The organism is Longibaculum muris (assembly GCF_004343035.1).
Lineage (GTDB): Bacteria > Bacillota_I > Bacilli_A > Erysipelotrichales > Coprobacillaceae > Longibaculum > Longibaculum muris.
Map to the genome: position 1 here is coordinate 103216 of NZ_SMCQ01000001.1, position 24467 is coordinate 127682.

The following is a 24467-nucleotide window of genomic DNA, read 5'->3' on the forward strand; positions in this document are numbered from 1 at the left end:
AACTCTTACAAGGAGGAATAAAATGTTACGTTTAGATATTTTAGAAAAACTTGTTTATTTCACTGAAGAAGAAATTCATCATTTAAATGGTGAACATGTTGTTGATAAAAGTATATATCTTAATGAAGAAAGTCAAATTATTGATTGTCATAAGATTTTAGATGATACACAACAATTAGCAGTTAGAAAACATGCACGTTTTATGGCCTATCCAAAACATAAGCACAATTATATTGAATTGATGTATGTTTATGGTGGTTCTATGACGCATATTATTGATGATCAAAGGATTACGATTCATCAAGGTGAACTATTGTTATTGAATCAAAATGTTGAACATTCTATAGAATATTGTGATGAAAATGATATTATTTTTAATTTTATTATGAAAGCGGAGTTTTTGGAATTTCTATCTTATATGATTGAAAAAGAAAATGATGTCTCACATTTTATTTTTGATGCTTTATATTCTTATGATAATAATAGCGAATATCTTATATTTAAAGTTCGAGATAATCAAATCATTAGAGATTATATAGAGTCTATCATTACTCAAATATATGAGCCCGAATTAAATAGTCATTTAGAACTAAAGCTATTAGTTGGCTTATTATTGGCTGAATTAATGAATCATCCAGAATGTATTGAAACCTATCAATCTAATAGTTACGAAAAATTATTGAGTAGTACAATCTTAAAATATATAGCTACTTCTTATCAAGAAGGCTCATTGTCAACATTATCTAAACAACTTCATCAACCAGATTATAAGATATGTAAAATTATTAAAAGACAAACTGGTCAAACTTTTAAACAATTGATTCAAGAAGAAAGATTAAAAGCAACTTGTCAACTTTTAAAAACAACACAAATGGCAGTAACTGATATTATGGTAGAGGTCGGTTATGAAAATGTTACTTATTTTTATAAAATATTTAAAGATAAATATCATATGACACCACATGATTATCGTCAACAATTTATTTAGGTGCAAAAAAGGATAATAGGCAAAACAAATATAGATATATTTTGTAATGTATAACTTTGTTAGGATATAGGTGTCAATAAAAGAGGGAGGAAAATAAATTATGGACAAAATAGAAAAGGTATTAGCACCATTTGCTAATGCATTAAACAACAACAAAATTATTCAAACAATTTCAAAAGCATTAATGTCATTAATGCCAGCTCTTATGATTGGAGCAATTGGATCATTATTACAACAAATTCCAATTCCAGCATATCAAAACTTTATTCAATCAACCGGAATTTATGCATTTACTCAAGTTTTAGTGAATGTTACAACAAACATGTTAGCTTTATATGCTGCTTTTGCAATTAGTTATGTATTTGTTAAAAATGAAGGACATGATGGTTTTACAGGGGGAATTTTATCATTAATTGCCTTTATGATTGTGACACCAATGGAAACAGTTGGTGAAGGATGGGCTGCTGTGACAAATTTACCACTTAGTTGGTTAGGTGCTAAAGGTTTATTTACTGCTATGTTTGTTGCATTACTAACAGGTTATATTTACAGTTTCTTAATGCGTAAGAATATAACTATCAAAATGCCAGATAGTGTACCACCATTTGTTTCTAAATCATTCTCTGGAATTATACCAGGAGCTGCTATTGCATTGATTTTTGGAATTATTTCAATCTTAATTCAAATGACACCATTTGGTGATGTTCATCAGGCTATTTATGGATTGATTGGTGCACCATTATCATCTATAGGAGGTTCTATTTGGGCGGCTTTACTTATTTATGTGTTAAGTGGTTTTTGTTGGTTCTTTGGAATTCATGGAATTGCTGTTATGAGTGCAGTTATGCCGATTTGGATGGCAGCTGATATGGCGAATGTATCTGCAATTTCAGCTGGTGGAGCTGCCAGTAATATTGTGACTTACAATTGGGTTAATGCAATTGGAAATATTGGTGGAGCTGGATGTACTTTAGGCTTAATTCTGCTATGTGCATTTGCTGCTAAAAGTAAACGTTATAGAGAAATGGGAAAATTAGCTATTGTTCCATCTTGCTTTGGAATCAATGAGCCTGTTGTCTTTGGATTACCTTGTATGTTAAACGCAACATTGATGATACCATTTGTCTTTTTACCAGTCATTTTAATTGGAATTTCATATATTTTAACAATTACAGGAATTTTACCAATAGGTAATGGGATTGCTGCAGGGGCTTGTATACCAGTCTTTTCAGGATTATTAATTGGTGGATGGCGCGTTGCTTTATGGAATATTATTGAAATTCTGATTACTGTTCTTGCTTATTTACCATTCTTTAAAATCTTAGATAAACAAGCTTACTTAGAAGAAAATCCATCTACAGAAAATTAGGAAATTGTCGTCATGACAATTCCTTTTATATTCTAACAAGGAGATAAACTATGAAACGATTAAAAGAAAATTTAGAAAACAAAAATAATCATTATTTGTATCCTTTCTTTTGGCAACATGGAGAATCATTAGATGTAATAAAAGAATATATGGATCAAATGTATACACAAGGGATTTATCATATATGTATTGAATCAAGACCACATCCAGAATTTTTAGCTGAGGGTTGGTGGGAAACAATGGATTGTATTATTCATGAAGCCAAAAAGAGAAATATGAAAATATGGATATTAGATGATGCTCGATTTCCAACGGGTTATGCGAATGGAAAAGTTCCTAAACATCTTAAAAAAAGGTATTTGAATTATCGAAGATTTGATGTTGTAGGAACAAACGAACAAGTAGAAATTAATTTAGATTATTTTGTTGATATGCGTGAGTTGATGAGGGATAAACGCCATCAGGAAGATTGCTTTTTTAAAGCAATTTTGGTTGAAAATGATGTGACTGATAAAAAGAGTTTTAAAGAAGAAACACTACAAGATGTCAGTCATTGTTATGATAATCACACATTACATCTTTCTTTAGAAAATAAACATTATAGTGTTTTTGTTTTGTATGAAACAATTTGTGGTGAAGAAACAACCCAAGATTATTTAGATCCTATGCGAAAAGAAGCAACTCAAGTTTTAATTGACGAAGTATATGAAAAACATTTTCAGCATTATCAAGATGAATTTGGTAAAACAATTGTTGGTTTTTTTTCAGATGAACCACGCTTTGGAAATATAAAAGGGCCTCAAGCATCAATTGGTAGAAAAGAAATGCCCCTTCCCTGGAATCATGAAGTTTATGATATTTTAAAGAAAACTAAAGATTTTACAGATGAACAACTTGTCTTTTTATTTCTTGGACAAAGTGAAAAAGCTTCAATGATAAGATTTCAATATATGGATATTATAACACGTTTGTATAGTGAGAATTTTTCACAATATATAGGGAAATGGTGTCAAAGTAGAGGTGTTGATTATATTGGACATGTCATTGAAGATAATAATGCTCATGCAAGATTGGGCTATGGGGTTGGACATTATTTTAGAGGGATTGCTGGTCAAACAATAGCTGGAATTGATATTATTGGTGGACAAGTTGTGCCTGGAATGGATTATTATCATGATGCATTTAGTACAGGAGGTAGTGATGGAGAGTTTTATCATTATGCTTTAGTCAAAATGGGAGCATCTTCAGCTAAATTAGATCCGCAAAAAAATGGACGATTGATGTGTGAAGCTTTTGGAGCATATGGCTGGGTTGAAGGACTCAAAATGATGAAATGGATAACTGATCATATGTTAAGTCATGGAGTAAATGTAATCGTTCCTCATGCCTTTAATCCAGCTCCTTTCCCAGATTGGGATTGTCCACCTCACTTTTATGCGCATGGTCAAAACCCACAATACCCATATTTTCATAAATGGTCACACTATGCTGATAGACTTTGTCATTTATTGAGTGGTGGATATCATGAAGCAAAAATAGGTGTTTTGTATCATGCATTTGGGGAATGGTCTGGAGAATATATGTTAATGCAAAAAGTTTTAAAAGAACTTCAACAACATCAGATTGCTTGTGATATTATCAGTGAGGATTATTTGTTGGATGCTCAAATCAACAATCAAAGTTATATTATCAATAATTATGAGTATGAAGTTTTAATAATACCTTATGCGCAGAGATTACCTCAACATTTATTAAAGAAAATTGAAGAACTATCACAACATATCCAAGTTGTATTTATGAATGATTATCCAGTCAATATGCTATATAAAGGATTGTGTCAAGTTCTTGAATTATCTTCTTTATCTCAACAGTTTAAGCAATATCAAGATGTAAAATGTGAAAGTAATCAACCTTATTTAGTAACTTATCATTATATTCATGATGATGGAGAAGTTATGATGTTGAATAATGAAGATATTTGCCATTGTATAGATACAAATATTACATTAGAAAATAAAAATTGGATGATTTATGATGCCTATAGCAACCAGACATATCAATTAGAAGCAAATCAATTATTTGATAAAAAGAAATTTCATTTACATTTAGAACCTTATCAATCAATTATTTTGGTTACAGGAAAATCAAATCAAAAACTTTATTGTAAAGGACAATTATTGCAAACAATAAAAGTTGCTGATGTTGCATTAAAATCATATCAGGAACAAATTTTTTCAAGCTCTAAAAAGATGTTTATTGAAGATGATTTAACAAAATTATATCCACATTTTTCAGGACAAATTCAATATCATTTTGAGTTAAATATTGAACAAAAAAATGTTCTTTTAGAATTAGAAGAAGCTTATGAAATTGTTCAAATCATTGTAAATGGTAAAGATGGAGGAACTTATATTGCTCCACCATATATTTTTGATTTATCACAAACAGTTGTTGAAGGAAAAAATCAAATTGAAATCATTACTACAAATAATTTGTCAAGAAATCAAAGAGATGCTTTTTCAGTATATATACCTATAGAGCCATTAGGAATTAGAAAAAATATTAAAATTTATAGTAAGGAGGAAAAAGAAAATGAGTTTTCCAAATAATTTTTTATGGGGTGGTGCAATAGCAGCAAACCAATGTGAGGGTGCCTATAATGAAGGCGGTAGAGGTTTGGCAAATGTGGATGTTATTCCACATGGTCCACAACGTTTTGATGTTGCAATGGGATTAAGAGAAATGTTGGAATTTGAAGATGGGTATAATTATCCAGCTAAAGAGGGGATAGATTTTTATCATCGTTATAAAGAAGATATTGCATTATTTGCTCAAATGGGCTTTAAAACTTTGAGATTATCTATCGCTTGGACAAGAATTTTTCCACATGGAGATGAAGAAGAACCTAATGAAGAAGGACTCAAATTTTATGAAAATGTATTTAAAGAATGTCATAAGTATGGGATTGAACCATTAGTTACTATTACTCATTTTGATATGCCTATATACTTAATTAAAAAGTATGGTGGATGGAAGAACAGAATACTTATTGATTTTTATAAAAGATTAGTGACAGTATTATTTACAAGATATAAAGGACTAGTCAAATATTGGTTAACCTTTAATGAAATTAATGACATTTTGTTTATGCCATTTATGGGAGCTGGCCTTGTTTTTAAGGATGGTGAAGATCAAAAGCAGGCCAAATATCAAGCTGTTCATAATGAATTAGTTGCAAGTAGTTGGGCAACTCAAATTGCTCATGAAATAGATCCATCTATGAAAATAGGATGTATGTTAGCTGCTGGATCACATTATCCATATAGTTGTCGACCTGAAGATGTTTTTGCAGCAATGGAAAAAGATCGAGAAAGTTATATGTTTATTGATGTTCAAGCAAGAGGATATTATCCACGATATGCTTTAAAGATGTTTGAAAGAGAAGGAATTCATATCCAAATAACTAAAGAAGATGAAAATATTCTTAAAGAAAATACAGTTGATTTTATATCCTTGAGTTACTATTCTTCGCGTTGTATTTCTACTTCTGAAAATAATAAAGATGGTTTAGGGAATATGTTTGCTGGTACAAAAAATCCTTATCTTAAAGAAAGTCAATGGGGATGGGCGATTGATCCATTAGGTTTAAGAATAACTTTGAACGCTTTGTATGATCGTTATCAAAAACCATTATTTATTGTTGAAAATGGATTAGGAGCTAAAGATGAAATTGAAGAAGATGGTACAATTCAAGATGATTATCGTATTGATTATTTGAGAGAACATATTAAGGCTATGGAACAGGCAATCAATGAAGATGGAGTAGATTTATTAGGATATACAGCTTGGGGATGTATTGATCTCGTATCAGCTTCAACAGGTGAAATGAGTAAACGTTATGGATTTATTTATGTAGATAAAGATGATCAAGGAAATGGAACACTAGAAAGAAGAAAAAAGAAATCATTTGATTGGTACAAAAAAGTTATTGAAAGTAATGGTAATGATTTGAGTTAAGTCTTTTAAATCTTTAGATATGATAGGAAAAGCTGTATAATAATTGTAAAGAAGCTGATAAAAATGCAGAAGTTATTTTGGTGGAATTTAAATGAAGGTGAAAAATATCAGCGATTAAAACATATGGTTTGGTTATATGTTACTACAAGCATTATATTATTTTATAAATGCGATTGCTTTATGTCTATCAATGCTTCTTGTTGTTTCTTATATCATAGAATTAAAAAGATTAAAAGGCAAAATAGGACAATAGGAAAAACAACCTAGGACATTAAAATCTAGGTTGTTTTTTTGTATGATGATATCATCAAAAGTGAGGTGGAAAGATGAAATATTTTTTAGCCATTGATATTGGAGCATCAAGTGGGAGACATATTCTTTGCTTTATTGAAGAAGGAAAAATGAAGTTGGAAGAAGTTTATCGTTTTGAAAACAATGTTCAAATGAAAAATCAACATTATTATTGGAATATAGATTATTTGTTTGGTGAAGTTGTTGCTGGAATAAAGGCATGTGTTAAATGTGGAAAAGTTCCAACCACATTAGGTATTGATACTTGGGCAGTAGATTATGCTTTATTAGACAATAGGGGACAAAGAATTGATGAGATTTATGCTTATCGAGATAATCGTGTTGATAAGCTGATTCATGAAAAAGTGAATCAAAAAGTCTTTGAAGATATTTATCAAAAAACAGGTATTCAGTTTCAAAAGTTTAACACACTTTATCAGTTAGCAAGTGACAATGACATAAGAAAAACAAGAACAGTTGATTTCTTGATGGTACCAGATTATCTCAATTATTTATTAACTGGAAAAAAGGTTAATGAATATACCAATATGTCAACAACACAACTTTTAGATATTGAGACTCATCAATTATCAAAGGAACTGATAGATTTTTGTGAAGTTGATGAAAAGATTTTTCAAAAGATGGTTATGCCAGGAACATCTTTAGGAAGTTTATCAGAAGATATGCAAAAAGTGATTGGAACGAATATAGAAGTTGTTGTTCCAGCAACTCATGATACAGGAAGTGCTTATATGGCAGCTATTGAAGATAACAGTGTGATTTTGAGTTCAGGGACATGGTCTTTATTAGGAATTGAAACAAAAACACCTTATGTTAGTGAAAAAGCAAGAGTTGCTAATTTTACAAATGAAGGTGGATATGATTATCGTTATCGTTTTTTAAAAAATATTATGGGATTATGGATTATTCAAGAGGTTTCTCGTAATTTAGGTCATCAATATAGTTTTGCAAAGTTAGTTGAAGAAGCCAGACGAGCTCCGTTTGATGGTATCTTTGATGTGAATGATGATAGGTTTTTAAAACCAGAAAGTATGATTTTAGAAATTAAAAGTTATTTTGAAGAAAGACATCAAATGGCTCCTCAAAGTGTTGGTGAGATTGCTTATTGTGTTTATCATTCATTAGCACATTGTTATAAAGAAGCTATTGAAGAATTAGAAGATATTACAGGAAAACATTTTGATACGATTAATATTATTGGTGGTGGTTGCCAAAATGAATTGTTGAATGAAATGATTGCTAAGGTATGTAAGCGTAAAGTTGTGGCTGGTCCAATTGAAGCCACTGCTTTAGGGAATATTTTAGCTCAATTGATTCAACAAGGAGTTGTGAATGATTTGAGTGAAGGAAGGCAATTGATTAAAGCTTCATTTGAAGTGAAAGAATATAAAGGAGGACAATTATGAGTCAAAGATTTTTAGAAGCAAAAGAAATTTATCAAAACATGGGTATTGATGTAGAACAAGCTATCAGTCAATTACAAAACTTCCCTGTTTCTATGCATTGTTGGCAAGGTGATGATGTTGTTGGATTTGATGGAGCAGGATCTTTGTCAGGAGGAATTCAAACAACTGGAAATTATCCAGGTAAAGCCCGTAATCCTAAAGAATTAATGGATGATATTGATATGGCTTTAAAACTGATTCCTGGGAAAAAACGGATTAATCTTCATGCATCGTATGCTATTTTTGAAGATGGTGAAAAAGTTGACCGTGATGCTATTGAATCTAAGCATTTTCAAAAATGGGTAGAGTTTGCAAAAGAAAGGGGATTAGGTTTAGATTTCAATCCAACTATTTTCTCTCATCCTAAAGCTGAAGGATTAACGCTTTCTTCAGCCGATAAGGATATTAGAGATTTTTGGATTAGACATTGTCAAGCATGTATTCGTATTAGTGAATATTTTGCAAGTGAACTTGGAACACCTTGCCTGATGAATATCTGGATTCCTGATGGATTGAAAGATATTCCAGGTGATCGTTTAACACCAAGAAAAAGATTTAAAGAATCATTAGATGAAATTTTATCTATGGATTATGATAAAGAAAAAGTTCTTGTTTGTTTAGAATCAAAGGTTTTTGGAATAGGAATGGAATCTTATACAGTTGGCTCAAGTGAATTTACTATTAATTATGCCAAAACAAGGGACATTCTGCCATTGATGGATAATGGACACTATCATCCAACAGAAGTTGTTTCTGATAAATTATCAGCTATGTTGTTGTTCCATGATAAAGTTGCTTTACATGTGACAAGACCAGTACGTTGGGATAGTGATCATGTTGTATTATTTGATGATGAAACAAAAGAGATTGCTAAGGAAATTGTAAGAAATGATGCTATGGAGAGAGTCTTATTAGGATTAGATTTCTTTGATGCAAGCATTAATCGTATTGCAGCTTGGGTTGTTGGTATGCGTAATATGCAAAAAGCAATGTTGTTTGCCTTACTGCAACCTTATGATGAATTAAGAACATTACAAGATGCTGGTGATTTTACAAAAATCATGATGATTCAAGAAGAATTGAAAACTTATCCATTCTCAGATATTTGGGATGAATATTGTCAAAGAAATCAAGTGCCAGTTAGAGAAAAATGGTATCAAGATGTTAAAAAATATGAAACAGATGTTTTAGCAAAGAGGGGTTAATCATGAATATATTAGATTTAGAATTTATTAAAGGATTTATCAGAATGTGCAGTGATGGTTTTGCTCAAGGATGGCATGAACGTAATGGAGGAAACCTTACTTATCGTATGAAAGATGAAGAAGTCAAACAAGTCGCTTGTTATTTTACCAATGAAAGAGAATGGGATGAAATTGGAACTGAAGTTCCTCACTTGGCTGGAGAATATTTCTTAACGACAGGTTCTGGAAAATTCTTTAGGAATGTTGAACTTGCTCCTCAAGAAAATATTGGTATTGTTGAAATTGATGAAACAGGAACAAAATATCGTGTTGTTTGGGGACTAATTAATGGGGCAGTGCCAACAAGTGAATTGCCATCTCATTTGATGAATCATGAAGTCAAAAAACTAGCTAGCAATGGTAAACATCGTGTGATTTATCACTGTCATGCAACAAATGTCATTGCCTTAACATTTGTTTTACCATTAAAAGATGAAATCTTTACTAGAGAACTCTGGGAAATGGCAACAGAATGTCCAGTTGTTTTTCCTAGCGGTGTTGGAGTTGTTCCTTGGATGGTACCAGGTGGTAAGGATATAGCTGTAGCGACAAGTGAATTAATGAAAAAATATGATGTTGCTATTTGGGCACATCACGGAATCTTCTGCTCAGGTGAAAACTTTGATATCACGTTTGGACTAGCACATACTGTAGAAAAATCAGCAGAGATTTTAGTGAAAATGTTATCAATGTCACCAACAAAGTTACAAACAATTCAGCCTGATGAATTTCGTTCATTAGCAAAGGCTTTTCAAGTGACATTACCAGAAGAATTTTTATATCAAAAATAAAAAAGTGTTTATTCTTTTCCTCCCAAAAAAGAAAATACTTATCATATATGAAAAAGATATCTCCATTGAAAGATATCTTTTTATGTTCCTAATACTTTTCAATAACTTTATAAAATTTCTTATAAGTTAAGTTATGGGATAATATCTCTTTGATGACTCTCATCATCCTTCATCCATTCTAAGTCATTCTTTAGATAATATTTTAAAACATACTGAAATAAATGTTTTTCGTTTTCTTCCCATCGTTTTAGCTAATATTGATAAAGTCTATGCAATATATTTTTGTATACTTTCATAAAATTGTTCATAAGATAAATCTTGAAATAAGAGTTCTTTTATCATTTGGCATTGGATTTCATTGCAATCATCAATCCAATTTAAATCATTTTTAGGATATTTAAAAGCAACGCAATCTTTTAAAGCTTTTCTTTCACCTTCTTTTTCTCGTTCTTTCTTTTCTTCTTCATCACATGCTAAGGCAATTTCTCTTTCCATCGCACGTTTTAGTGATTCATTATCCATTTGGAGTTTTAACATTCTTCTTTCCATCATTTGAACTATCTTCCTTTCTTTGTATTTTTTCACTTTTTCATTTATACCATTTTGTAAAATATAAATCATCATTTCAAAATCACTTAATTGACCAACACCTTTTTCCTTTGCGATGACATCAATATAAGGTAGATAGATATAATAGCGAATCAATAAAATATCCTCGTCATGGTCAGTTTTGATTTCTCTTTGTCCTAGAGGTGTCCTTGCTTCAAAGGCTTCAATCAGACTGTGATGTTCTTCATGAATATCATCAATGAGAATAATCTGCACGTTATGTTTTAGGTTTGCATAATGTTCACCAACATTCAAACTTTGGTAAATGAGAGTGGCCCCATAGAAGCCAAAACGTTTGGCCTGTGTTTTTGAAAAATGAGACCGCTGCATCTCGATATCAATCTGATTGCCCTGTTGATCCTGAATCAAAATATCATAACGTATTGTTTTGTCAGTTGCATCCAGTTTAAGAATTTCAGGATTGGTAATGATATAACGCTTTAAAGGGAAATGTGTTGTTTGTTCAACAAGCAGTTTTAAAAGATATGTACTATCACTATCACATTGATTAGTGAAAATGTACTTAAAACAAAAATCTAATTTTAAATCAATCATATAAAATACCTCCTACTACTATATACTGATTTTAAATCGATTTTTCTTTTTTTATTGGAAACTTTTTTAAATATTTTACATAATGGGTCCTCCTTAGCTTTAATTTTATCATAAAATATGCTAAAAGCAAATAAATACAAAAAAGAGAGGCTGAGATTATTGAATTATTATCAATAAAATCAATTCCTCTATTTATACTTCAAAATACAAAAGAATAATTAGAAATTTATTTTCTATTTAATAAGCGAATCCCTATAATAATTTGTTACATCTGTTCCCATTTTTTCATACAATTCTTTAACAGTTAATTCTTGATTCTTTAATGCGATTAATTCATTGTTGGTTGCACCAATAAATTCTACAAATTCAACATATCCATTTGGTGTTGAAATAGGCGCTACATCTGTATCAGGAATTGTTATAAAACCAGTAATATTTGATAACATCTTGATATCAATTCCTTGTGTTTGACCAGTATAAATATATTCATATGGTCTAAAGATTTCTCCATTGACAAAAGTTAATTTAGCAATTGTTTGTAAAATATTACAAATCCCTTTAAGTTCTGCTTCTTCATCTTCATAATGATCTTTTTTAAGTTTGAAAGTAAACTCCATACCATAACCACTTATTTCTTTATTTTCGGATTCTTTTTCATAAAGTTCTGATAAACCATAAGTTACAAAATGCCAATAATCTTCACCTTCATAGATACTGATTCCTTGTAATGGCGAATCTCCGCCTAAACGCCAACTGATTAAAGTTCCATAATGTTTAGGATCCTTTTGAGTAGGATAAACTTTTTCAAAAGCTTCTGTAATTGCATCCCAACCATCAGCCCGTATTTCTTCCTTTGTTATTTCTTGTTTATTAGATTGTCTATCTTTTTTTAATTTGTCAAATAATCCCATGTTTTTTCTCCCTTCATTATTAAAAATTATATCTTGATTTAGAATTAGATACAATAAAAATAGATATATTTCAAAATGTTGAATTTTGTCGTATTAAAAATATTTTTTAGATATTTTCATTTTTTGGAAAAGTTGGAAATAGGAAATGAAAAGAGGTAATATAGTTAAGAGGTGATGTTGAGATGTATATTATTGATAAATTACAAAAATTATATGAAATAGAAGGAATTTCACAAATAGATGGGGAATTAGCATATTATTTATTAACTCATTTAAAAGAAATGAAATCTATGACATTACAAAAATGTATTCAAGATACAGGTATTTCTAAAGCCTCAATTCATCGCTTTTATAGTAAAGCAAAATTTCCTAGCTTTAAAGATTTAACAAAAGAAATTTATCGAGAATATCATCTCTTAGAAAATAAAAACTTTGAAATGTTGCCTACAAATCTTCCTTTTGAAAATACTTTAGATGTTTCTCATATTCAATCTTTAGCAAAGCACATGATCAATGCATCTAAGATTTTATTTTATGGAAATCAAGAAGAAATGAATATCTTATCAAATACTTTTGATGCTTTAAGAAAACATAATAAAATGTTCAAATCATTGATGAATTGGAATTATTCTATAATGATGGATGAAATAGAAAGTTTAAAAGAAAACGATTTACTTGTGATTATCGATACTTCAATGAAAATACATATGTTTAATGAAGCAACTCTTAATCAGGCTGATATGATTAAATTAAGCCATTTAAAAGACTTTCCTTTTCATAAATATTATATTGGGGATGGTATGAATAATGAATATGGTTTTGAAACTATACAATTATTATTGACTCATAAGCAAATGAAAAATATTGCTTTAGCTTTGTTTGATATTCAGCTTAGTTATGACATTGATCAAGGAGGAATGTTATGAATACCGTATTATCATTAATTATTATGATTAGTCAAAATACAATTAGAAAAGATAATATGAATTTTATTGCTAGTTATATTATTGATCATTTGTATGAAATAGATGCAATGAGTATTAAGACATTAGCTGAAAATTGTTATACATCAACAACTTCAATTATTAAATTCTGTCAATTAATTGGTTTTGATACTTATGCTGAATTTAAAAAGTATCTTTACTCTAGTTTAGAAACAAGAAAAGAACAGTTGACTAAGAAATGTCAAAATCTTCAGATTGAGGATTTATTTAATAAAATTGAACTCTTTTCACAAGACTCTTTAGATAAACAAGATTTATATCAAAGTGTTCAAAAAATTGTTAACATGATTATTCAAAAACGTAGTATTCATTTTTATGGTGCTGTTTTTCCTCTAGCATTAGTGGAATCTTTTAGTGAGGATATGGCAATTATGAAAGTCCCTGTTCATGTCCATCAAACTCCTTTTGATCAAATTGATTTACAAAGCAATGAAGCAGTGAATATCATTGTTACTTTGACAGGTCGTTTTATTGAGTTAAATAAAGAAGGTTTTCAACAATTATGTCAGCTTCATCAAGATATCGTATTAATTTCACAAGAAGTATCTGATTTAAAGGAAATTGCTTTGCAGTTAACTTTACCTCATACAATGAATAGTGATTATGATGATATTCTTTACATATTGTTGTTGGATTTAATAAAATTAAGTTATTATCAGTTTTATCATGAACATTTTGAACAAAGATTCTAAGTAGAACATGTGTTGAAAGTCAAGTTGATCTCATAACAGAAGCAATTGAATGCTATTAAACAATTAGAAGTTCGTAAAGAAAATAAACCTGATATTGATTTTGAATCAGATGATTGAATTGAATCATCAATACCAGATTATCAAAGTGAAAATGGAGATACAAATAACCCAGATAATAGTAATACGACTGAAATAGAGACAAATAATCAAAAAGAGGATACAACAAATACTGGAGATACAACACTTATCACAACATTTGTTGGATTAGGATTGATGTCTTTAGCTGGATTATTATTTATAAGAAGAAAAGAAGATTAATATGAATGAAAAAAGGCTGTTAAAAAAAGAATTTAGCAGTCTTTTGTTTTGATATGAAAAAGATTTAATAAATGATAAAATAAGTGATAGGAGGTAAATGAAATGGAACCAAGAAAATTATTAGATATTTTAGATATTGGGGAAAGGTTAAAAGATGCGACAAGACATTGTTATACATCACAAGGAAGGCATGAAAGTGTAGCAGAGCATAGTTGGCGTTGTGCATTAATGGCTTATTTTCTTAAAGATGAATTTCCTCAAGCAGATATGAATAAAGTCATAACGATGTGTATTATTCATGATTTAGGTGAATCTTTTACTGGGGACATTCCAACGTTTGATAAAACGCAGGAGGATGAAAAAAGAGAAGATTATTTATTAAAAGAGTGGCTTAAATTATTACCACAAGATTATTCTTTGGAAATGTTGGCATTGTTTGATGAAATGGCAAAACGTGAAACGATTGAAGCAAAACTTTTCAAAGCGATAGATAGTTTAGAAGCTTTAATACAACATAATGAATCTGATTTAAAAACTTGGAGTGAAAATGAGTATGAATTAAATAAAGTCTATGCTGATGATAAAGTTGCGTTTTCTAAATATTTGACTGAATTGAGAGAAGAAGTTAGAAAAGATACAATTGAAAAATTAAAAAATGTAACACCATAATGATATGATGTTACATTTTTTTATTCTACAGTTACTGATTTTGCAAGGTTACGAGGTTTATCAACATCGCATCCTTTGATACATGCTGTATAATAGGCAATGAGTTGTAATGGAATAGCAACCAAAATAGCTTGTAAAGTAGGAACAACATCAGGTAAATAATAAGTGTTTTCAACATTCTTAACTTCTTCACCATGCGTTGTAAGTAAAATAACTCTTGCTCCTCTAGCCATTGTTTCTTGAATATTACTGATTGTTTTTGCCGCAATATGAGGTTGTGTAGCCACTGCAATCACAACTGAACCATCTTCAATTAAGGCAATTGGACCATGTTTTAATTCTCCTGCCACATAAGCATCAGCATGGACATAGGAAACTTCTTTTAGTTTTAAAGCCCCTTCTAAAACACTTGCATAATCCAAGCTTCTACCAATGAAATAAGCATCATGTAAATTTTCTAACATTTTCGCATAATTTTCAAAAATACTATGATCCTTTAAAATATTTTCAACATACTGTGGAATTGTATTTAACTGTTGAATCAATTCATGATCAATTTCTTTTCCTAATTCTTGAGCGATATAATAAGCAAGTAAAATCAATAAGACAAGTTGAGTTGTATAGGCTTTGGTTGAAGCCACAGCAATTTCAGGGCCAGCACATGTATATAAAACATAATTGGCATCACGAGAAATAGTACTTCCCAAAACATTTGCAATAGCAATTGTTGTGGCTCCTTTTTCTTTAGCTAAACGTAGTGCTGCAAGTGTATCAGCGGTTTCTCCAGATTGTGAAACAAAGATAGCTAAAGTTTGTTCATCAACAAGTGGATCGTTGTATCTAAATTCGCTTGCCACTGTTGCAATCACAGGAAGCTTGGTTGCTCTTTCTAAAACTTGTGAACCACAAAGTGAAGCATGATATGCTGTTCCACAAGCAACAAAATATACTTTATTAAATTGATGAAAGTCAATATCATTAAGTTCATCAAGAACAATCTTTTGATTAACAATTCTACCTCTCAATGTTTCAGCAATGACATGTGGTTGTTCATAGATTTCTTTTAACATAAATGTATCATAACCATCTTTTTTCGCTGCTTCTAGGTCATAAGGAACATTGACAAGTTCTTTTACAATAGGTTCTCCTTCATGAGTAAAGAAGTCAATATGATTTTCTTGTAAAATTGCCATTTCATAATCAGCTAAGAAATAAACATCTTTTGTATATTCCAATAAAGCTGGAATATCACTCGCTGCAACATAAGCTCCATCAGCTTTTCCAATGATTAAAGGACTATCTTTTTTAGCAACAATGACTTTATTAGGTTCTAAAGTAGAAACAATGCATAATGCATAACTTCCTTCAATCCTTTTGAGAACTTTTTTAACTGCTTCAAATAAGTCTCCATCATAATAATCATCTAAAAGATGAACAACAACTTCACTATCTGTTTCAGATTGAAAATGATAACCTTTTTGAATAAGTTCTTCTTTTAATTCACGATAATTTTCAATAATGCCATTATGCACTAAAGAAATTGTTTCATCATCATTTGTATGAGGATGAGAATTCAAGTTAGATGGAATCCCATGAGTAGCCCATCTTGTATGACCAATACCTACATGTCCTTCCATTTTAAAATCTTGTAATTTTTCTTCAAGATTTTTTAATCTCCCTTTACATTTGACAGTTTTTAAACCATCTTTTTCAAGTGTTGTTACACCTGCACTATCATACCCTCGATATTCAAGTTTAGATAAACCTTGCATTAAAAAGGGTAAAGCAAAACCATTACCGCAATAAGCTGTAATTCCACACATAAAAACATACCTCCATTAAATTATTTATTATTGAATGAAGTTATGCCTGATGATATTTGTTTAATGATTACTCATTATTTTTGCTCATCGTTTAGGTAGCATCATACCTCCAGATCATCCGCCGAATCTTTCGATAAATCTGGTCCTCGTCAACTCTAATAGAGTCCTGGCGCTTCTTTTTTAATTCCTTCATCAATAACGTGTTTCATTATACATGAAATGAATATCAATAGTTTTCAAAATTTAAAAATATTCAACACTTTATTTTATGCAACAAAGAAAATGATGTGATAAGGATAGAAAATAGCTTTATTTAAAAAAGAAAATTTAAAAAATATTTTTGTAAATTATGTTGATGAATTCAATGAAATTTCTATTTTAGATAATAAATTTATAAAAAATGTTAAAAAAAGTTGCTTTAAAAAAAAGAAAAATGAGAAAAAAGTGGGTATATATATAATAGGAGGGTTATTATGAGTGTGCAAAGTAATTTAATGGAAATGAATGAATCATTAAAGAAGTTAGAACAGTCTGGTATCTATGATGTAGAGAAATATAGTTATGCATTATTACATCAGACCAATCAATTAGAGTATTTTTATTGTCATCTTGTAAAAGATGGAGATTGTGATGATACTTATTATCACGTACATAAACGTCCACATGTGCATGAGTTAGCTTATTTCAATATTGGACGTGGATTTCCCAAAGAATTGATGGATGGCCATTGGTGCTATGTTTTAAAGGATATGGGATATAAAATGCTTGTGATCCCTTGTACTTCAATAAAAAAAGACTCAACACCAGCCAATCCGCTTTTCGAAAAGGATATTAAAATAAAAACTGATACACATATAACGCAGTGTCGAATTCAATTAAGTGATATTCGATCGGTAGATATTCAAAGATTAGATTTAAGAAAATCATTTTATGAAGTTTTAACACCAAAAGAAGAAATTATAGAGTTTGTTGAGAAAAATTTATTTGATATGTCATCTGACTAATTGAATTTGTGTATCAGATAGAGTCTTAATCAATAGAGAATCAGAGCAATCTGGTTCTTTTTTGATATGAAAAGGAGGAAATTATGTATTGGAGTGGGTTTACTTAGAAGGATTTAAGTTAGGTAAAAAAATAAATGTGAGGAGAAAGAGTATGAAAAAAGTAGAAAAGATTTTACGAGTTGTGCTTTGTTTTTTGATGTTATTATCAACAGTATCATTAAATGTAACAAATGTTAATGCGACTAATTATTCCCTTAGTAATGATGGGAATTTTTTTATTCGTTTTAAATCAAGTAATCCTAATGCGAATTGGAATACATCATCAGGAATATGGACACTTGGAGGTGAAAAAGTTTTTTGTCTCGAATATGATATTGCGACTGAAGTAGGAAATTCATATGTTCCAACTGATGAGTATACAACATATAGTGCGAGTAAGAAGAAATATGTGAATTATATAGCCTATTTTGGATATGGTTATAAAGGCGATAAGTCTTATGAGAGATATGCTGCAACGCAATTTGCATTATGGAGCTATGTCAGTAATTATGAGTATTCTTTTGCGGCTTATGATGGAACGATGCCTAATAAATCAGCATCTACGGGAAAAGCTAATCATCGTTTGAATTATGATGAATTTATTAAGGATTATAATGAAATCAGAAAATTAGCAAAAGAACATTTTGAAATGAAAAAACCTTCTTTTCATAATCAAACCATTGTTTTAAATGGAATTGGAAAAGAAAATGCGACAGTTATTAAAGACAATAATGCAGTGCTTAGTGATTATGATTTATTGAAGGATAGTGGTTTACATATTGAAAAAAGTGGTCAGTCATTAAAGATATGGACAGATAGTTTGTTTGATCAAAGTCGTTCTTGTCAGTTGATATTAGGGGATGAAAAGCGCCAAGATGAAATGGGGAAACCACTTGTCTATAGTAGTGGAAAAGCTCAAAAATTATTACGAGCAGGTTTTGGTGATGCAGATTATGCAAATTTTCAAGTCATAATGGGAACCGGAAGTTTGAAGCTTGCTAAAAAAGATAACAAAGGTCAATATGTACCCCATGTTGAATTTAAAATTTCTTATAACAGTGATATGTCCTCACCACTAGGGACATATACAACTTCATCAGATGGAACAGTGACAATTAATGATTTATATACAGGAGCAATTTATATCCAAGAAACAAAAGTTCCAAGTCATTTGATTTTGGATCCAACGATTCATAAAATTGAAATAGAGACAGATAAGACAACAACCTTTACCCAAATGAATCAATGGAAACAAGGTTATATTCAAGTTACAAAGTATGATAAGAAAACTAATCAAGTGGTTCAGCAAGCAGGAGTGGAATTTGATATCTTAAAGGATAATCAATGGATTGAAACAATTTCAACAAATAACAATGGAATTGCTAAAAGTGGTTTGCTTGATTATGGAACTTATACAATAAGAGAAAAGAAAGCTCCACAAAATTACGTCATCGCAACTTTAACAGAAAGTCAGTTTGTTGAAGAAAATGGAAAGATTTATGAGATTGCTATTTATAATGAAGCAGTTGTTGGTGAAATTGAATTGATTAAAGAAGATTGAGAGGTTGGTCATGCGCAAGGGGATGGAGCTTTAGAAAAGGCTCAATATGTTTTAAAAGCAGATGAAGCTATTTTAAATCCAAGTGATGGAAGTGTTTTATATGCAAAAGATGAAATCATTTCAATCAAAACAATTGGAAATAGTACATGGGGAGATGTAGGACAACAAAATACAGATAAAGAAGCACATATTCACTGGTCAAATTTACCAATGGGTATTTATAGAATTGAAGAAATAAAGGCAAGTCATGGATATCTTAAAGACAATAATCATATTGTTCATCTATCGTCTCATAATTCAACTCAAAAAGTTGTTTTAGAAAAGGTGATATCTAAGGAACAAGTGATAAAAGGAAAACTAGAAGTTGCCAAAAGCGGAAATGATGGTCAAAGTGGTGTTGTTCATGGCTTACAAGGTGTTGAATTTACGATGAAGCTTTATAGTGAAGTCAAAAGTGTAGGGTGGCAGAAAGCAAAAACTTATGCGATTATCAAAACTGATGAACAAGGACGAGGGAAAAGTGAAGATATTCCTTTTGGAATGTATTTAGTTAAAGAAACAAAGACTCCAGATAATTATATGGCTGGTGGTGATTTCTTTGTTGATATTGATAAGGATCAAGAAATAGAATATCGAATGGTGAATAATGCCCCATTTAAGGCATGGTTAAGACTTATCAAAGAAGATGAAAAAGGTCAAAAGATGACTTTATCCCATGCAACTTTTAAGCTGAAAGATAAGGATGGTCATTTTATTAAACAAAAAGTTGGTCTTAATGAAAAAGAGCAATGGGAAACAAATGAACAAGGAATAGCTGTTTTAGATAATATGTTAGTACAAGGTGAATATACGATTTGTGAAATAAAGTCACCACAAGGATTTTTATTAGGAGATGAAATCAAGGTTCATATTTCATCTCATCATAGTGATATGACTTTTGATGAAGATAATGAACCAATGATTACAGTTAAGATTGTTAATACAAAACCAACTGGTAAATTGATTTTACATAAGAAATTTGAAGGGAAAAAAGAACTTATTAAAGGAGCATCATTTAAGTTAATTGCTAATAGTGATGTTATTGATCCAGCTAGTGGAAAAGTGATTTATCATCAAGGAGAACTTGTTCATTTAACCGGTGGAAAAGATGGAATATATCAAGTCAATGAAAAGGGAATGCTAGAAATAAAGGGGATTCCATTAGGTACAGGTAAAGTCACTTATAAGTTAGAAGAAGTGTCTACTTTAGAGGGTTATCATTTATTAGAAGAACCGATTCTTTTTGATTTTGAAATGAAAGATATGACAACTCAGGAATATGTTATTGAAAAAACAGTTGAAAATAAATTGACAGAAATAGAATTTTCTAAAACTGATATTTTAGGACATGAATTGTCTGGAGCATATATGCGCTTAATAGATGTTCAAGGAAAAGTTATTGATGAATGGATTTCAACAGAACAATCACATCTTGTTAAAGGATTAATTTATAATCAAGTGTATACACTGATTGAAGATCAAGCACCATTAGGTTATGCAATAGCTTCTTCTATAACATTTACTTATTCAAAAGATATGGAAAAAGTTATTATGGAAGATAAGGTCGTTGAGGTTAAAAAGATAGATAAAGATGGACAGATGCTCAAAGGTGCAAAGTTACAAGTTGTTGATACGAAAACGAAAAATATTGTTGATCAATGGATTAGTGATGAGACAAAGCATCGTATCAATGGACTTATTGTTGGTCATCAATATCGTTTAGAAGAACTTGAAGCACCTTATGGTTATCATACTTCACAATCTATTGAATTTGTTGTTGATGGTAAGGATAATCAAAATATTGAAATGATTGATGAACAAATTCTTACAGATATATCTGTTATGAAAATTGATGCTCAAAGTAAAAAGCCAATTCAATCATTAGATTTTGAATTTGGTTTATATGTGGATGAAGCTTGTACAAAACTTATGGAGGTCATGCGTGCTAATCAGAATATCGGAAATGTTATATTTGAGAATTTACCTTATGGGACATATTATATCAAGGAAACAAAGGCTCCTCAGGGATATCAATTGAGTCATGAAGTTAAAAAAATAGTGATTGATGACCAATTAGAAGGCGTAGGAAAAGAAATTTGTATTTTGTATGAAAATGAACGTATTCCCAAGGTTGTTGTTAAAACCGAAGATCAAACATCTTTATTTGTTTTATCAACACTTATGATTTTATCAAGTATTTCAATACTGTTATCTTTAAGAAGAAAAAAGCGTTATTGATATATAAAATGAGGTAGGTCATTTGACCTACCTCATACATAGCTTTTGATTATAAGTTTAATAAACGTTTTGTATCTCTTGCAATGACTAATTCTTCATTTGTTGGGATAACATAAACTTTGATTTTTGATTCTGGTTTTGTGATTAAACGTTCACCATCACCATTTTCGTTAGCATCATCATCAATGACAATACCTAAAGCTTCACTAACTAATGAAAGAATTTCTTTTCTTGCATAAGCAGAATTTTCACCAATACCAGCTGTAAAGGCAATTGCATCACATCCACCTAAAGCAATAAAATATCTACCAATATAAGCAATAACACGTCTAAAGAAAATATCAATAGCAAGTTTTGCTCTTTCATTTCCTTCATCAGCTGCAGCTAAGACATCTCTAAAGTCACTAGATACACCTGAAACACCTAATAAACCAGATTCTTTATTTAACATACGGATAACATCTTTCATATCCATACCAACTTGTTCAATTAAATAATCGATGATTGATGGATCTAAGTCACCACTACGAGTTCCCATCATGATACCAGCTAATGGCGTGAATCCCATTGAAGTATTGATAGATTTTCCATCTTTAATAGCAGTTAAAGAACCACCTGCTCCTAAATGAGCAACGATAATTTTAGAATGTTCTGGATTTCCTAATTTTTCAATAACTCTTTGAGAAACATAGTAATGTGAAGTTCCATGAGCACCATATTTTCTTACTTTATAATCAGTATAGAATTTATATGGAATAGGATAAATATAACATTTTGGTTCTAATGTTTGATGGAAAGCAGTATCAAATACAGCAACAGCACCAGCATTAGGAATCGCTTCTTTAAAAGCATAATAACCAGTTAAGTGAGCTGGATTATGTAAAGGAGCTAAAGATTTTAATTCATCAATTTTATTAACAACATCTTCATCAATAATTGCTGATTCTTTAAAATAAGAACCACCTTGAACAACTCTGTGTCCAACACCTTTAATTTCATCTAATGAAGTTACAATATTCTTCTCCATTAATGTATCTAATAATAAATGAACAGCTTCTTTATGAGTTGGAATAGCTAAAGTACGAACATCTTTTTCACCGTTATATTTGATTGTGAAAATAGAATCTTCCATACCAATTCTTTCAATCACTCCAGAAGTAATAACTGTTTCATTATCCATTTCGAATAATTGGAATTTTAATGATGAACTACCTGCGTTCACTGCAATAACTTTTGACATATATTTCGTCCTCCCTTAATTCCCTTTTATTATAGCATTAAAATGAAAAAAAACTAGGGAAAAGTACGTGAAAAAATGAACAAATAGACAACTGAGTTAAAATATGTCAAATAAGTTAATAATTCCTTGATATCTTTTGATTAAGGGTTATAATAGTTATCGAGCCAGGGGTGCTTTTGCTGAGAAAGGTAGAAACCTTATCCCTTATCATCTGAACTGGGTAATGCCAGCGTAGAGAGTGCAAATAGTGATTTTTTTGCTTTCTTACGCTCGTAGGAGAGCTTTTTTATTTGCAGGCTCCAATTTTATATAAAATGGAGGAAAAAGAAGTGAAAAAATTATTTGAAGTGGACTTGAATGTCAAAACAATGGTCCAATTAGCGATGTTTATGGCTTTAACAATTGTTTTAGGGTATGTGAATAAGATCATTCCAGAAATGCCCCAAGGAGGAACAATATCAATCGATATTATTGCTATTTTCTTATGTGCTTATTTGATGGGTACTGGATATGGCGTTATTTGTGGCGTAGGGGTTGCTATTTTACAATTTGCTTTAGGTATAGCAAGTTATTGGGGACCTTGGTCTGTATTGCTTGATTATGTTTTACCTTTAGCAGTATGTGGTTTGGCAGGATTATTGAAACCAACAAAAATTGGAAGTGTACCAATCTATTGGGGGATTATTTTTGCCATGTTTTTAAAATATATATCACATTTTTTAAGTGGTGCATTCTTGTTTGCTGAATATGCTCCTGAAGGAATGAATCCAATTATTTATTCATTGGGATATAATTTACCATATAATTTAGTCACAATGATTCTTTGTATGGTTGTTGTTCCTATTTTATGTCCACGTTTAAAATCAGTTTTTCATAAATAGTTGATTATTTTCTAAGACGTACAAAGTACGTCTTTTCTATTATGATGAGATAAAATTTATATTAATATGTGAAAAAATAAACTTTGATGAGATATCTGTGATATTCATCAATAATAAAACTTTCAAAAAGATGTATTTTTGTGTATAATGTTTATGTTATTGAGAAAGAGGTATGTTTATGAATAAACCATTAGTAGGTCATGATGTGCTTATTCATTGTTATAAGCATGATGGAAATATTCATCGCTGTTGGAATAAAGGCTTTGTTTTAGAAGAAACGAGTGAACATTTCATTGTGATTAATAATCGAACGTTAGTTACTGAATCAGATGGTAGAAAGTGGTATACAAGAGAACCAGCTATCTGTTATTTTCCAAAGCATGAGTGGTATAATGTGATATGTATGATTCGTAAAAATGGTGTTCATTTTTATTGTAATATTGCTTCTCCAACACTTTATGATGGGGATGCATTAAAATATATTGATTATGATTTGGATTTAAAGGTTTTTCCTGATTATAAATATAAAATACTTGATGAAGAAGAATACCATCAACATAAAGAACAAATGAATTATGGTGAAGAATTAGATGATATTTTAAATCGACAGTTAGATGAATTGATTCAAATGACAATGAATATGTCTGGACCATTTAGACCAGGATTTGCTGAACATTGGTATCATGTGTATCAGCAACGTATACAAAGAAGATAGAGG

General features: G+C 30.3%; 20 protein-coding genes and 1 riboswitch. Of the genes, 16 read left to right on the forward strand and 4 right to left on the reverse strand.

Annotated features, from left to right (window positions below):
* The first annotated feature begins 22 nt into the window (after positions 1–22).
* From EDD60_RS00480 to rhaD, 7 genes are all read left to right on the forward strand, one after another.
* Positions 23–988 (forward strand): AraC family transcriptional regulator, encoded by a 966-nt coding sequence (locus tag EDD60_RS00480; RefSeq protein ID WP_066447482.1) that lies wholly within the window; start codon positions 23–25, stop codon positions 986–988.
* Between the two features lie 100 nt (positions 989–1088).
* Positions 1089–2357, forward strand: a complete 1269-nt coding sequence (locus tag EDD60_RS00485) for a PTS sugar transporter subunit IIC (protein WP_066447479.1) — start codon at positions 1089–1091, stop codon at positions 2355–2357.
* A 50-nt stretch (positions 2358–2407) separates the two neighbouring features.
* Positions 2408–4966, forward strand: coding sequence for an NADPH-dependent FMN reductase family protein (locus EDD60_RS00490; protein ID WP_066447476.1), 2559 nt, complete (start codon positions 2408–2410; stop codon positions 4964–4966).
* Entirely contained in the window at positions 4950–6374 is a 1425-nt protein-coding gene (locus EDD60_RS00495; protein WP_132226108.1) for a 6-phospho-beta-glucosidase, read from the forward strand. The genes EDD60_RS00490 and EDD60_RS00495 overlap by 17 nt, the downstream gene beginning before the upstream one ends.
* 326 nt (positions 6375–6700) lie before the next feature.
* Positions 6701–8092 (forward strand): rhamnulokinase, encoded by a 1392-nt coding sequence (gene rhaB, locus EDD60_RS00500; protein WP_066447469.1) that lies wholly within the window; start codon positions 6701–6703, stop codon positions 8090–8092.
* A complete protein-coding gene (locus EDD60_RS00505) occupies positions 8089–9336 on the forward strand; it encodes an L-rhamnose isomerase (protein WP_066447466.1) in 1248 nt (415 codons plus the stop codon). Before rhaB ends, EDD60_RS00505 begins: the two co-directional genes overlap by 4 nt.
* Positions 9337–9338: 2 nt before the next feature.
* Positions 9339–10166 carry a rhamnulose-1-phosphate aldolase gene (gene rhaD, locus EDD60_RS00510; protein ID WP_066447465.1) on the forward strand — a complete coding sequence of 276 codons (828 nt, stop codon included), beginning with the start codon at positions 9339–9341 and terminating at the stop codon, positions 10164–10166.
* Positions 10167–10433: 267 nt separating this feature from the next.
* Here the strand turns inward: rhaD and EDD60_RS00515 are convergent, their stop codons facing one another.
* Positions 10434–11330: a PD-(D/E)XK nuclease family transposase gene (locus EDD60_RS00515; protein WP_066447462.1), complete on the reverse strand. Its 897-nt coding sequence runs from the start codon at positions 11328–11330 to the stop codon at positions 10434–10436.
* A 233-nt stretch (positions 11331–11563) separates the two neighbouring features.
* Positions 11564–12241, reverse strand: a complete 678-nt coding sequence (locus tag EDD60_RS00520; RefSeq protein ID WP_066447461.1) for a suppressor of fused domain protein — start codon at positions 12239–12241, stop codon at positions 11564–11566.
* Positions 12242–12423: 182 nt separating this feature from the next.
* On the opposite strand from EDD60_RS00520, the gene EDD60_RS00525 reads away from it, so the two are divergent.
* The 4 genes from EDD60_RS00525 (at position 12424) to EDD60_RS00540 (ending at position 14924) form a co-directional block, all read left to right on the forward strand.
* Positions 12424–13167 (forward strand): MurR/RpiR family transcriptional regulator, encoded by a 744-nt coding sequence (locus tag EDD60_RS00525; protein WP_066447459.1) that lies wholly within the window; start codon positions 12424–12426, stop codon positions 13165–13167.
* A complete protein-coding gene (locus EDD60_RS00530; protein WP_066447457.1) occupies positions 13164–13937 on the forward strand; it encodes a MurR/RpiR family transcriptional regulator in 774 nt (257 codons plus the stop codon). The genes EDD60_RS00525 and EDD60_RS00530 overlap by 4 nt, the downstream gene beginning before the upstream one ends.
* 192 nt (positions 13938–14129) lie before the next feature.
* Positions 14130–14255, forward strand: a complete 126-nt coding sequence (locus EDD60_RS16690) for an LPXTG cell wall anchor domain-containing protein (protein ID WP_396627781.1) — start codon at positions 14130–14132, stop codon at positions 14253–14255.
* Between the two features lie 102 nt (positions 14256–14357).
* Positions 14358–14924 carry an HD domain-containing protein gene (locus EDD60_RS00540; protein WP_066447455.1) on the forward strand — a complete coding sequence of 189 codons (567 nt, stop codon included), beginning with the start codon at positions 14358–14360 and terminating at the stop codon, positions 14922–14924.
* Positions 14925–14944: 20 nt separating this feature from the next.
* Here the strand turns inward: EDD60_RS00540 and glmS are convergent, their stop codons facing one another.
* The gene (gene glmS, locus EDD60_RS00545; protein ID WP_066447453.1) at positions 14945–16747 is read right to left on the reverse strand and encodes a glutamine--fructose-6-phosphate transaminase (isomerizing); all 1803 of its coding nucleotides are present in this window, start codon (positions 16745–16747) and stop codon (positions 14945–14947) included.
* A 473-nt stretch (positions 16748–17220) separates the two neighbouring features.
* Here glmS and EDD60_RS00550 point away from each other — a divergent pair, with 473 nt between their 5' ends.
* The 3 genes from EDD60_RS00550 to EDD60_RS00560 all read left to right on the forward strand — a co-directional run bounded on the left by EDD60_RS00550 (position 17221) and on the right by EDD60_RS00560 (position 21628).
* Entirely contained in the window at positions 17221–17751 is a 531-nt protein-coding gene (locus tag EDD60_RS00550; RefSeq protein WP_066447451.1) for a hypothetical protein, read from the forward strand.
* A 151-nt stretch (positions 17752–17902) separates the two neighbouring features.
* A complete protein-coding gene (locus EDD60_RS00555) occupies positions 17903–19351 on the forward strand; it encodes a thioester domain-containing protein (RefSeq protein WP_066447448.1) in 1449 nt (482 codons plus the stop codon).
* A gap of 132 nt (positions 19352–19483) precedes the next feature.
* Positions 19484–21628: a collagen binding domain-containing protein gene (locus EDD60_RS00560; RefSeq protein WP_396627782.1), complete on the forward strand. Its 2145-nt coding sequence runs from the start codon at positions 19484–19486 to the stop codon at positions 21626–21628.
* A 49-nt stretch (positions 21629–21677) separates the two neighbouring features.
* On the opposite strand, the gene EDD60_RS00565 is transcribed toward EDD60_RS00560, so the two are convergent.
* Positions 21678–22868, reverse strand: coding sequence for an acetate/propionate family kinase (locus tag EDD60_RS00565; RefSeq protein WP_066447437.1), 1191 nt, complete (start codon positions 22866–22868; stop codon positions 21678–21680).
* A gap of 156 nt (positions 22869–23024) precedes the next feature.
* Positions 23025–23124, forward strand: a riboswitch (TPP riboswitch).
* A gap of 73 nt (positions 23125–23197) precedes the next feature.
* On the opposite strand from EDD60_RS00565, the gene thiT reads away from it, so the two are divergent.
* Positions 23198–23749, forward strand: coding sequence for an energy-coupled thiamine transporter ThiT (gene thiT, locus EDD60_RS00570; RefSeq protein WP_243646596.1), 552 nt, complete (start codon positions 23198–23200; stop codon positions 23747–23749).
* 178 nt (positions 23750–23927) lie between these two features.
* Positions 23928–24464, forward strand: coding sequence for a DUF402 domain-containing protein (locus EDD60_RS00575; protein WP_066447433.1), 537 nt, complete (start codon positions 23928–23930; stop codon positions 24462–24464).
* The last annotated feature ends 3 nt before the right edge of the window (positions 24465–24467 follow it).